The sequence below is a fragment of the Thalassotalea loyana genome, from assembly GCF_030161435.1.
Taxonomy (GTDB): Bacteria; Pseudomonadota; Gammaproteobacteria; order Enterobacterales; family Alteromonadaceae; genus Thalassotalea_G; species Thalassotalea_G loyana.
The window spans coordinates 271,006-282,892 of sequence record NZ_BSSV01000002.1 but is presented as its reverse complement, the minus strand read 5'-3'; the positions used below and the strand labels follow the sequence as shown (position 1 = coordinate 282,892).

Sequence of the window (11,887 nt, the reverse complement as noted above, 5' to 3'; positions counted from 1 at the left end):
TAACGTCGTGTTTAGTGTAAAATTGTCCCTGCTTCGCTATATCATGGCATAGTTCGCCATGTAGACCAAAAAAAACTTACAGTCAGATAGAAAAATCATGGTAAAAATCTTTAAGCCTGCGGCCAGTAAATCGTTAAAAGGAAAGTCACTCAAAGTAAAAATTGAGCGGATGGATTTTAATGGACGCGGAGTAGCTCGTTATCAAAAAAAGCCAGTGTTTGTCGCTGGCGCGTTACCGACGGAAGTCGTTAATGTACGAGTATTAGATCAAACCAGTAAATACTTGGTTGGTCAGTTAAAAGAGGTTGTTGAGTCGAGTGAACACCGCGTTTCACCCAAATGTGAACATAACAAAGTCTGTGGAGGGTGTGACTTACAACATTTAGCGCAATCACAGCACATCGATATGAAGTTACGTAAAGTCAATGAATTGTTTGCCCGTCAAGGAATTCATGAGCTTGCTTGGCAACAACCTATTGTTGAGGATATGTGGCATTATCGACGTAAAGCAAGACTAGGAGTGCAGTATCACAAAGACGGTACTGCCGTTGTTGGATTTCGAGAAAGCAACACTAACCAAGTGACCCCCATTAAAGAGTGTATAACGCTAGTCAAACCTTTATCTCTATTGATTAGGCCAATTACCGAGCTCGTAAACCTATTGCCAAATAAGTCGATTGGGCATATTGAATTGATTCACTCTATGGATGAAGGTGAGTCGCTAGTCACTATTGTTGTTCGGCAACTTGGTAACCTAACTGACGAGACAAAGTCAGCTTGGTTAATGTTTACTCAGCAATACAGTGACAACGCGCGTATCCAGGTGCATTTCGATTTTGGAGGCGGTAGTGAACTTGTTTCATTATCGAAATTTTCACCTTTAATGTATGTGGTTGATTCCGATATTAAGATTAACTTTGAACCTGATAACTTTATTCAAGTACATCATCAAGTAAATGAAAAAATGATTTCGCAAGCTTTGTCTTGGCTATCATTAACTAGGGACGACAATGTCTTAGATTTATATTGTGGGCTTGGTAACTTCAGTCTACCCATTGCTAAACGAGTAACGCAGGTTACTGGTGTAGAAGGCGTTGAAGAGATGGTGGATAAAGCCTCACGCAATGCCAAATCTAATAAGCTTAACAATGTAGCGTTTTTTCAAGCTAACTTAAATGAAGAATGGAAAAAGTCGTCCTGGCAAACATCGTCATATACTAAAATCCTATTAGATCCCGCACGAGCAGGCGCTTTAGAAGCATGTCAGCAACTAGGGCAATTTGGTGCAAGCGATATCGTTTATGTGAGCTGTGATCCAGCGACATTAGCAAGAGATAGTGCGGAACTTATTAAGCAAGGTTATGCACTCAAAAAAATTGCATTAATGGACATGTTTAGCCAAACAAAACACGTTGAAACTATGGTATTGTTCCAACGAGTAGATTCATAGCTTTTAATTTCTATTTTTAATATCTCGCTATTCAAGCAGTCAAGGAAATACTGATGGTTTCAGTTCGTAAGTCACATTTAATGTCTGAGCATAGTTTTGAGCAATGGTTAACACAGCTTGATCTTGCCCAAGCCAAACGCGACGGTTTAGAGGCATTGTGGCAAAAGGTACAAACTTACTTTAAGGACAATGATGAAAGTTTGACTAAATCTCTCGAGATGGTTGAGATTTTAGCTGAATTAAACCTCGATAAAGACTCCTTATGTGCAGCATTTATATACCCTTTAGTGGAATATAAGGCGATGTCGCTTGAACAGGTCGAAGAGCAATTTAGTCAAAGTGTTTTTGGCCTTGTTAAGGGGGTTGATCAAATGGATGCGATCAAAACGTTACAACAAGGTAATTCAAGCCAGGTTGCTGCCAAACAAATAGATAATATTCGTAAGATGTTATTGGCTATGGTTGATGACGTGAGAGCAGTCGTTGTCAAATTAGCAGAGCGCTTATGTTATTTGCGTATTGTTAAAAATGCAGAAGAAGAAACGCGTGTACTTGCAGCGAAGGAAACTGCAAATATATACGCACCACTTGCAAATCGTTTAGGTATTGGTCAACTAAAATGGGAACTGGAAGATATTTCATTTCGTTATCTTCACCCTGATACCTATATGAAAATTGCCAAAATGCTTGACGGTAAACGATTAGAGCGTGAGCGCTACATGACAGACTTTGTCGCCAATTTGCAGAGTCAATTGGAAAAAATGAATGTCAAAGGTACCGTTTATGGCCGTCCCAAGCATATCTACAGTATTTGGAAAAAAATGAATCAAAAGTCGCTGGACTTTGAACAATTGTTCGATGTGAGAGCTGTCAGAATTTTGGTTGAAGAGCTTCAAGATTGTTATGGTGCTCTGGGCGCTGTTCATACTAACTGGAAACACCTACCAAGCGAGTTTGATGACTATGTTGCAACACCAAAGCCTAACGGTTATCAATCGATTCATACTGTAGTACTAGGGCCTGAAGGAAAGGCCGTTGAAGTGCAAATACGTACTGAAGCAATGCACCAGGATGCTGAGTTGGGGGTTGCTGCACATTGGAAATATAAAGAAGGTAGTGCCAGTGGCAAAAAAACAGGCTTTGATGAAAAAGTTAACTGGCTAAGAAAAATACTGCAGTGGCAAGAGGATGTTTCTGAAAGTGGTGAGATCCTTGATGAGCTTCGTTCACAGGTGTTTGAGGACAGAATTTATGCCTTTACACCAAATGGTGATGTAATTGATTTACCATTAGGTTCAACGCCACTAGACTTTGCTTACTATATTCACACCAATGTAGGGCATTGTTGTATTGGCGCAAAGATATCTGGTCGTATAGTCCCGTTTACTTATCAACTCCAAACAGGTGATCAGGTAGAAATTCTAACATCTAAGAATCCTAATCCAAGTCGAGATTGGTTAAATCCTAATTTAGGCTATCTCCATTCGGGTAGAGCACGAGCTAAAGTACAGAGCTTTTTTAGGTTACTCGATCGCGATAAAAATATTGCGGCGGGTAAAGAGTTACTTGAAGCCGAGTCTACTCGTAGCCAAACCCCGTTGACGCAACTACCTGAAATTATTGAAAAGTTCAATATGACAACGGTAGAAGATGTTTATGCAGCTATCGGTACGGGTAATATTCGTTTGCAGCAGGTAATGAATTACCTACAACAATTAATTAAGAAGTCACTACCTGAAGAAGAGCTGGATCCGCAAAGTTTAGTGCGCCAATCTGTGCCGTCGAAAACAACGTCGGATAATGCCATTACGGTGTCAGGTGTTGGTAATTTGTTAACTCATATGGCGAAATGTTGTCAGCCAGTGCCAGGTGATGAGATTGAAGGATTCATCACTCAAGGACGTGGTATTAGCGTTCATAGAAAAGACTGTGAGCAATTGGCTAACTCATTATCGCAACATCCAGAACGCGGTGTAGAAGTGCAATGGGGAGATGACGTCAGGTCGACGTATCAAGTCACTATTGCCATCATTTCTGGTGATCGCGCAGGGTTGTTGCGTGACGTTTCAACACTTATAGCGAATGAGCGTATTAGCATATTGGGAATGCAGAGTCATACGGATAAAACTAAACAAAATTCCCGTATGAACATTACGATGGAAATTGCTAACGCTGAAGTGTTAGCGCGATTAACGAATAAAATTCTTCAACTTGACGATGTTTCAGAGGTAATTCGTCTGTGAAAAAGACACAAAAGAATATGATTGATGCACCTGCGTCAATTGATAAGCTGCGATGGATAATGGCAAGTCTTAGAGATCCCGAATCAGGTTGTCCTTGGGATATTAAACAAACATTTGCCACTATCGTTCCGCATACTATTGAAGAAGCTTACGAAGTTGCTGATGCAATAGCACTGGAGGACTTTGTTGAACTAGAAAAAGAGCTGGGCGACTTATTGTTCCAAGTGATTTTCTATAGTCAGCTAGGTGAAGAGCAACAGGTGTTGAGTTTTGATGGTGTTATTGAAAGTGTCTGTGAAAAACTGATTCGCCGTCATCCTCATGTATTCAGTACGACAGATCTAGCAACCGATGAACAGATAAAAGCTAATTGGGAAAACGAAAAAGCGAAAGAGCGGGCTCAAAAAAACCAAGATGAGTCGTTGAGTATCCTTGCGGATATTCCCAAGAGCTTACCAGCATTATCTCAAGCAAATAAGATTCAAAAGCGTTGCGCTCATGTAGGCTTTGATTGGCAAAATATTGATGATGTTTTGGCAAAAGTTGAGGAAGAAGTAGCTGAAGTAAAAGCTGAACTACCAACAGGCGGAGAAGCCTTAAATCAAGAGCTAGGTGACCTCATGTTTGCGGTAGTTAATTTGTGTCGCCATGCTAAACAAGACCCCGAAAGCTTGTTACGTGCAGCAAATCAAAAGTTTACTAAACGCTTTCAGCAAGTTGAAAGCCTAGCTCAAGCCAACAATGGACAATTACAAGACTACAGCATTGATGAGCTTGAAGCATTTTGGCTACAAGTTAAAAGCGCCGAAAAATAGGGGAGTGCATTGAGAACTGTGCGCCTACCAAGATGGCTTTACACTGTGATTGGACTCCTCTTCGTTGCTTTAGCAACCGCAGGTGTAGTCCTGCCAATTTTACCGACTACACCATTTTTGATCGTTGCTGGTGCCTGCTTTGCAAAGTCATCACCACGTTTGCACCGTTGGCTGCTTGATAATCCTACCTTTGGGCCATTGATTTATCATTGGCAAACCACTCGCAGTATTCCTCGAAAAGCTAAGCGTATAGCTATCGTTAGCATCGTACTAACATGTGCTTGGTCTTGTTATATTTTACCTGTCTGGTATCTCAAGCTGCTGGTCATCTTATTGGTAAGTTGGCCTATTTATTTTCTCGCTGGTTTGCCTTTGGCGGAAGAGGTTGGGGAACCCAAACAAGATTAGATATCACTCGTTTTTTCAAGCTCAACAATTGATTCCGTTAATAGCTCTAATCTTGTTGTTATCATGGTTTGAGCATCTTCGAGCCCTTTGTTGTAATAGGCATGGCCGAGCGTTTGTTCGATAAAAGTTAATAGAAATTCGACGTCAAATTGTCCTAAGTCAGTTTCAAGTTCTTCTGAAAAGTAATCTTGAAACTGCTCTACTAGACGTGCTTTTTGTAATTGCGATAATTTTAGTAGATTCATTTTCGTTTCTTTGTTGAGTATCAGTGCTCGCTCATTGTAACGAACCTTGATAAAATCAGCCTAATTTAATTTTTAGTTGGTTATGAGATGTCATCGTTACAAGATCAGTTACTTAAAGCGGGCTTAACGACAAAGCAAAAAGCGCGTCAAGCCAATAGTGATAAACGCAGAAAGAATAAGCAAAAACGCAGTGGTGCTAAAGTAGAAGCGAGTATGCAAGAGCAAGTCAAGCAAGACTTAGCAAAACAACAAGCGCAAAAACAAGAAAAAGATAAAGCGCTAAATGAACAGAAAAAAGCGGAGCTTGCGCAAAAAGAGCACCATCAGCGTGTACTGCAAATTTTAACTCATCATTCATTGTCGGATATTGATGGCGAGTTGGAATACAATTATACGTTTGGCAGTACGATCAAAAAGCTTTATGTCACCCAAGCCATTCAAGATGCATTAGTTAATGGTCGTTTAGCGCTTTGTGGATTAGATGAAAAAACCTATGTAGTGACAGCTGAAACGGCTGAAAAGTTAGCGACAATCGATGAAAACGTCGTGTTACTCAAAAATGACCGTAAGCTTGATGAACAAGTTGACGAAGACGATCCTTACGCTGACTTCCAAATCCCAGACGATTTAATGTGGTAATTTTCTCGCGTATGCCGGCTATATTGTGTATGCGCTACTTTTAATCATTCATTTTAGGCAGTAATAATGAAACTTCTTCGTTGGCTCATTGGCCGCATTATATTATTTTTTGACTTTGTTTTTTCACCAAGCAAACCAAAGCGAAGTGAACAAGCGCAAGCTGAGTTAGATAAAGCAACAAGTCACTTAAGCTTATATCAACTACCTGCATGCCCGTTTTGTGTAAAGGTACGCCGTGAAATAAAACGACAAGGGTTAAACATTCCATTAAAAAACATTCATGATTCAGTGAATTTAGATACGTTAGTTAGTCAAGGTGGCAAGCGTACAGTTCCTTGCTTGCGTATCGAAAATGCTGATGGAACAGCGACTTGGATGTATGAATCAAATGATATCATCGCCTACCTGAACAAAACTTTTGAGAAAATTTAATTAATCAGGAAAGCAAATCCTCGCGTATAAGGTCTTATAAGTAAGTTTTAGAAGTTAAGACCTTATATGCTGATAAAAACCCCAAAAAAATCACAATTACTTGAAAATCAAGTAACAGATGAGAGCGTTTATATAAAACGACGCACTTTACTCAAATCACTCGGTTACATAGGTGCGACTGGCCTGTTAGCGCCACATGCTGCCAACGCGGTTGATTGGTTTAGTGATGACGAAACGCCTAACGCCACATTAACGTCACTTGACTTTAAAAAGGCACAGCCCGGTTTAGATAAACTGACACCGGAGCAAAAAGTCATCACGCACAATAACTTCTATGAGTTTGGTGCTCAAAAGCACCAACCAGCTGAACTTGCACAGTCTTTCAAAGTGGACCCATGGAAGCTAACCATTAGCGGAGAAGTCGATAAACCTATCACTTTAGATTACGACGATTTGTTTAAGCGCTTTGAATTGGAGGAGCGGATATACCGATTACGTTGTGTCGAAACTTGGTCTATGGTGATCCCTTGGATTGGTTTTTCATTGGCTGATTTAATTAAACAAGCCGGTCCAACGAGTAAGGCTAAATATGTTGCTTTTGAAACCCTTTACGACCCCAGTCAAATGCCCGGCCAAAAAAGTAGACGACTTGGTGGGGGAATTCAATATCCTTACAAAGAAGGGCTCAGATTAGATGAAGCGATGAATGAGCTGAGTTTCTTAAGCGTTGGTTTATATGGCAAAACATTACCTCCGCAAAATGGTGCACCGATCCGCCTTGTTGTGCCATGGAAATATGGATTCAAAAGCATTAAATCCATTGTTTCGATTAAATTAGTGTCAAAAATGCCACCAACTACGTGGAATATTCTTGCGCCACACGAGTACGGCTTCTATGCAAACGTAAACCCTAATGTAGCGCACCCTCGTTGGAGTCAAGCACGCGAGCGAAGAATTACTTCTGGCGGTTTGTTTGCTCAAAATCGGTTAGATACAGAGATGTTCAATGGCTATTCAGAGGAAGTAGCCCATATGTATAAAGGCATGGACTTATCGAAATATTATTAGTGGTGGTGTTGTTATGTTGTCTACATCAAAAAAAGTCTTTCTATTAAAATGTATTATTCACCTTATCGCATTAGGGCTAATTGTTAATCAATACTATTTGGCAATTAATGACCAATTAGGTGGCGACCCAGTGAAAGCGATTATTCACTTTACTGGTATTGGTGCATTTAATTTACTACTCGTGACGCTGATAATTTCCCCACTTGCTAAACGTTTAAAACAAGGGTTTTTAATGCAAGTAAGACGCTTATTAGGCATATATGCATTTTTCTACGCTTGCTGTCATTTGTTGAGTTTCCTGGCGTTCGATCTGCAGTTTGAATGGCGTTTATTTGTCGAAGAGGTGATTAAACGCCCCTACATCACCATCGGGATGTTAGCCTTTTTATGGTTAATACCAATGGCGGTGACCTCATTAGCGGTATTGAAGAGAAAGATGAAAGGTAGTTGGCAATCACTTCACAATGGAAACTATGCCATTGTATTCCTTGTTGCCATTCATTTTTATTGGTCTGTGAAATCAGAATTGATTGAGCCGAGCATATACATCTTGCTGACCGCACTTTTGTTATGGCTAAGAAAGGACAAAATCAAACGAATTTTTGTTAAATAGCCTGGCTATAACAGTAAAATATCCCAAAAACACGCCACCTTGTCGATAATTCAAACTATCGAATCTGATAGCTATTGTTGTTTTATGTAAATCCATATATTGTCATGATGCATAAAACTTTATTAATAAAAATAAACTATCTAACGATGAAGTTGTTTACGCGTAATGCAAAAACAACCATGGGAACCTCAATAATGCAAAAATTTGTACCAACTCTGTTAGTTGCTGGTATCTCGCTAGCACTTACTGCTTGTATGCAGTCTGAAAAACAAGATCCAAGGGTTACAATTAATAAAAATCCATACCCAAGCACCTACCAAGTATTGCCTTCTACTTCTACTTTGTTGAAGAATGCCACGGTACTAACAGGTACTGGTGAGCGTCTAGATAACACGGATGTGTTATTGGTAGACGGTAAAATTTCTAAAATCGGTAAAGATTTATCTGACGCAAATGCAACAACAATTGATGCTGCAGGTAAATGGGTCACTCCTGGTATTATCGATGTTCACTCTCATCTTGGTGTTTACCCAAATCCAAGTGTGGAGTCACATGCCGATGGTAATGAAATGATCGCACCAAATACATCAGAAGTTTGGGCTGAACACAGTGTTTGGCCTCAAGATCCTGGTTTTGAGGCGGCACGTGCAGGCGGTATTACTACACTTCAAATTTTACCTGGCTCTGCCAATTTATTTGGGGGGCGCGGTGTTACATTGAAAAATGTACCAAGTCATACGATGCAAGGTATGAAATTTCCAGACGCGCCTTACGGATTGAAAATGGCTTGTGGTGAAAACCCGAAGCGTGTGTATGGCAGCAAAAATGTAGCCCCTTCGACACGTATGGGTAACATGGCGGGTTATCGTATGGCATGGGCTGAAGCACAAGAATATAAGCGTGCATGGGATAAATACAATGCAGATTATGATGCAGGTAAAAACCCTACAGCTCCTACTCGTGATATTGAATTAGATACGCTTATGGGCGTGTTAGATGGTGACATTATGATTCATAACCACTGCTATAAAGCAGAGGAAATGGCAATGATGATTGACCTGGGCAAAGAGTTCAATTACCACTCAGGAACATTCCACCATGCAGTAGAAGGCTACAAGATTGCCGATTTATTGGCTGAAAACGGTAACTGTGCCGCGATGTGGCCAGATTGGTGGGGCTTCAAGATGGAAGCTTACGATATGACATTGGAAAACGTTGCTATCGTTGATGGCAAGCCAAACTCTTGTGCAATTGTTCACTCTGACTCAGCATCGACGATTCAGCGATTAAACCAAGAAGCCGGCAAAATCATGTATCGCGCGAACGAAAATGGTTTTAGTCTAAAAGAAGAAGATGCAATTACGTGGATTACATACAATGCCGCGAAATCTTTGGGTATTGAGAAAGACACTGGTAGCTTGGAAGTTGGTAAAAAAGCGGACGTTGTTCTTTGGAACCAAAATCCGTTTAGCGTATACGCGCAAGCAGAACAAGTATTTGTTGATGGCGCAAAAGTTTACGATCGCTTTGATGACAAGTATCAAGCGAAAAGTGATTTCCTACTAGGTCAAGAATAAGGAGCTGCCTCATGAAATTATTTAAATCATCATTATTGGCATTAGCTGTTGCGGCGACTTCTACTTGGGCAAATGCAGAGAGCTTAGCGATTACCAATGCAACGGTTCATACCGCGGGCGAGCAGGGCGTATTAAGTAATGCAACAATTATCGTCGAAGATGGCGTAATTACAGCGATTAATCCAGCGTCGGTAAGTGCTGACAGTGTTGTTGATGCACAAGGTCGTAATTTAACGCCTGGTATCATCAGTGTTATGAACAACCTAGGCTTAGTTGAAGTAGGGGCTGTCGCGCGAAGTCGTGATGCAGGCGCCAAAGGTGCTGATATAACTTTTGACCCTAGTTTGGCATACAACCCAAAATCAACGGTAGTGGCTTACACTCGTAAAGGTGGTATCACCTCAAGTGTTGTATCTCCACGCGGCGGGGATAACTTATTTAAAGGTCAAACATTCTACACGGACTTATCGGGTGAGTTTGATAGTGTTCGTGTTGCAAATAATGCGGTCTATGTAGAGTTAGGTGCAGAGAGTAAAGGTTCTCGAGCGACAAATTTACAAAAGTTAACGAATAAGCTTGCTGATTTTCAGGCGAAAATGAAAAAAGCTGAGAAAGACGACAAGAAAAGTGAGCTTAAGCGTGACGAGGAAGTGCTTAAATCATTGCTAGATGGCGAAAAGTTAATGGTTGTTTATGCTGACCGTGCAAGTGAGTTATTAAACATCATTAAACTTAAAGAGACATTTGGTCTGAATTTGGCCATCGTCAGTGCAGCTGATGCGATTGTTGTTGCAGACGAGTTAGCAAAAGCTGATGTACCCGTTATCATTGATGCATTGGAAAACCTACCATCTAGCTTTGACGCGTTACATAACTCTCTTGATAACGCTGCAAAACTCGTCAATGCCGGCGTTAAAGTTGTTATAACGACGGGTGGCGATACACATAATATGTATCAGTTACGTTACAACGCAGGTAATGCGATTGCTAACGGCTTAACGCGTGAACAAGCGTTGGCAGCGATTACATCAAATGTTGCTGATGTTTTCGGCTTAGATGCAGGTGAAATTGCCGTTGGCAAAAAAGCTGATCTCGTTTTATGGAGCAATGATCCGTTTGAGTTAAGTACTAAAGTTGACAAGATTTGGATTGGCGGTAAAGAGTACTCTACTGAGTCACGTTCTGACAAATTAAGAGACCGTTACATGGCTAATTCTGATATGCCGCGTTCATATACTAAGTAAGCTGTTCGCTTTTAAAAAAACCACCGTAATAGGTGGTTTTTTTATGCCTAATTGTGCGCGAAAGCTTTTACCCTTTGCTACACCTTGTTATCGCGTTAAAGTAGCAAGAAATAAAAAAGTGTGAGCTACTCATGTCTCAAAAGACGTTATCTATTGTCGAACAACGTGATGTAAACGTTACTCAATCAACGAACAATGGTATTCCTATTCTTAGAATAGAGCATCCGCAATGTCACGCAGCGTTGTCTCTATATGCTGGTCATGTATTAAGCTGGCAACCCAAAGGGCATAGCGATGTGTTTTGGTTGTCAGAAAACACTCATTACCAAGACGGTAAAGCAATTCGAGGGGGGATTCCGCTGTGTTGGCCTTGGTTTGGTGCGAAAGAAGGAGAGGTTAATCATGGTTTTGCTCGCACGAGCCTGTGGCAATTAACTAAAGTAACGAGTTCTGATGAAGGTGTCGAAGTTGTTTTAACGTTTGAAGGCGACGCTAAAGCGGCGACGTGGCCGTTTGCTTTTAAGGTGACGCAAACGTTATTCTTTGGTGAAGAATTCAGCCAAACCATAGATATCGCCAATACGGGTGAATATGACTTTGAGCACGACGGCGCTCTTCATAGCTATTTTTCCGTCAGTCAACCAGAACAAACGTGTGTACCGGAATTATCTCAAGTAAGGTTTTTTGATAAGCTCGATGGGAGCGAAAAAACGAAAACCTTAAATGATTGTCGTGGCCCCAAAGATCGAATTTACTTTACTCACCAAGACGTACAACTATTAGATTATGGTCTAAATCGAAATATAAAATTAAGTGCGCATGGCACCTCTACTTGGATTTTATGGAATCCTGGTACGGAAAGCGCTGATGCGATGGCTGATGTGCATGCTGGTGGGGAAAAAGAGTTTGTCTGCCTTGAAGCTGGCTTTACCGAACCGCTAACGCTTTCAGCTGGAGACTCTGTGTCAATTCGTCAGGTCATTAAGGTGAGTCATATTTCATAGCAAGACATCTAAAATAGTCGCCAAGATTGGCGAGAACTATGGTTTTGTTAAATAATTAAACCATGCAACGCTTGTTGTTATTCGTTTGAGGCATTATTATCAGCTGAAAAAGTCAGCAAATAACGGTTATGTTAAGCTCTATCATAAAT

Annotated in this window: 12 protein-coding genes; 11 read left to right on the top strand and 1 reads right to left on the bottom strand. The window is 40.7% G+C overall.

Translation table 11 applies throughout. The features are described 5' to 3' along the window. Positions 1 to 97: 97 nt before the first annotated feature. The 4 genes from rlmD to QQK05_RS06365 are packed head-to-tail and all read left to right on the top strand — an operon-like array spanning position 98 to position 4,916. Positions 98 to 1,450, top strand: coding sequence for a 23S rRNA (uracil(1939)-C(5))-methyltransferase RlmD (gene rlmD, locus QQK05_RS06380; protein WP_284296745.1), 1,353 nt, complete (start codon positions 98 to 100; stop codon positions 1,448 to 1,450). A gap of 53 nt (positions 1,451 to 1,503) precedes the next feature. Next, a complete protein-coding gene (gene relA / locus QQK05_RS06375; protein WP_284296743.1) occupies positions 1,504 to 3,693 on the top strand; it encodes a GTP diphosphokinase in 2,190 nt (729 codons plus the stop codon). After that, on the top strand, positions 3,690 to 4,508 hold the full coding sequence (gene mazG, locus QQK05_RS06370; protein WP_322790557.1) for a nucleoside triphosphate pyrophosphohydrolase: 819 nt from the start codon (positions 3,690 to 3,692) through the stop codon (positions 4,506 to 4,508). The genes relA and mazG overlap by 4 nt, the downstream gene beginning before the upstream one ends. A gap of 18 nt (positions 4,509 to 4,526) precedes the next feature. Then, complete coding sequence (locus QQK05_RS06365) at positions 4,527 to 4,916, top strand: YbaN family protein (RefSeq protein WP_284297194.1); 390 nt, start codon at positions 4,527 to 4,529, stop codon at positions 4,914 to 4,916. On the opposite strand, the gene QQK05_RS06360 is transcribed toward QQK05_RS06365, so the two are convergent. Beyond that, the gene (locus QQK05_RS06360) at positions 4,913 to 5,161 is read right to left on the bottom strand and encodes a DUF2164 domain-containing protein (RefSeq protein WP_284296742.1); all 249 of its coding nucleotides are present in this window, start codon (positions 5,159 to 5,161) and stop codon (positions 4,913 to 4,915) included. The two genes, QQK05_RS06365 and QQK05_RS06360, sit on opposite strands and share 4 nt — an antisense overlap. An 87-nt stretch (positions 5,162 to 5,248) precedes the next feature. Here QQK05_RS06360 and QQK05_RS06355 point away from each other — a divergent pair, with 87 nt between their 5' ends. From QQK05_RS06355 to QQK05_RS06325, 7 genes are all read left to right on the top strand, one after another. Next, a complete protein-coding gene (locus tag QQK05_RS06355) occupies positions 5,249 to 5,800 on the top strand; it encodes a DUF2058 domain-containing protein (RefSeq protein WP_284296741.1) in 552 nt (183 codons plus the stop codon). A 66-nt stretch (positions 5,801 to 5,866) separates the two neighbouring features. Next, complete coding sequence (locus QQK05_RS06350; protein ID WP_284296740.1) at positions 5,867 to 6,232, top strand: glutaredoxin family protein; 366 nt, start codon at positions 5,867 to 5,869, stop codon at positions 6,230 to 6,232. Positions 6,233 to 6,298: 66 nt separating this feature from the next. Further along, a complete protein-coding gene (gene msrP / locus QQK05_RS06345) occupies positions 6,299 to 7,300 on the top strand; it encodes a protein-methionine-sulfoxide reductase catalytic subunit MsrP (RefSeq protein WP_284296739.1) in 1,002 nt (333 codons plus the stop codon). A 13-nt stretch (positions 7,301 to 7,313) separates the two neighbouring features. Next, complete coding sequence (msrQ, locus tag QQK05_RS06340; RefSeq protein WP_284296738.1) at positions 7,314 to 7,913, top strand: protein-methionine-sulfoxide reductase heme-binding subunit MsrQ; 600 nt, start codon at positions 7,314 to 7,316, stop codon at positions 7,911 to 7,913. Positions 7,914 to 8,107: 194 nt separating this feature from the next. Continuing rightward, positions 8,108 to 9,490: an amidohydrolase gene (locus QQK05_RS06335; RefSeq protein ID WP_284296737.1), complete on the top strand. Its 1,383-nt coding sequence runs from the start codon at positions 8,108 to 8,110 to the stop codon at positions 9,488 to 9,490. A gap of 11 nt (positions 9,491 to 9,501) precedes the next feature. Beyond that, positions 9,502 to 10,734 (top strand): amidohydrolase family protein, encoded by a 1,233-nt coding sequence (locus QQK05_RS06330; RefSeq protein ID WP_284296736.1) that lies wholly within the window; start codon positions 9,502 to 9,504, stop codon positions 10,732 to 10,734. Positions 10,735 to 10,865: 131 nt separating this feature from the next. Then, entirely contained in the window at positions 10,866 to 11,738 is an 873-nt protein-coding gene (locus tag QQK05_RS06325) for a D-hexose-6-phosphate mutarotase (RefSeq protein WP_284296735.1), read from the top strand. The last annotated feature ends 149 nt before the right edge of the window (positions 11,739 to 11,887 follow it).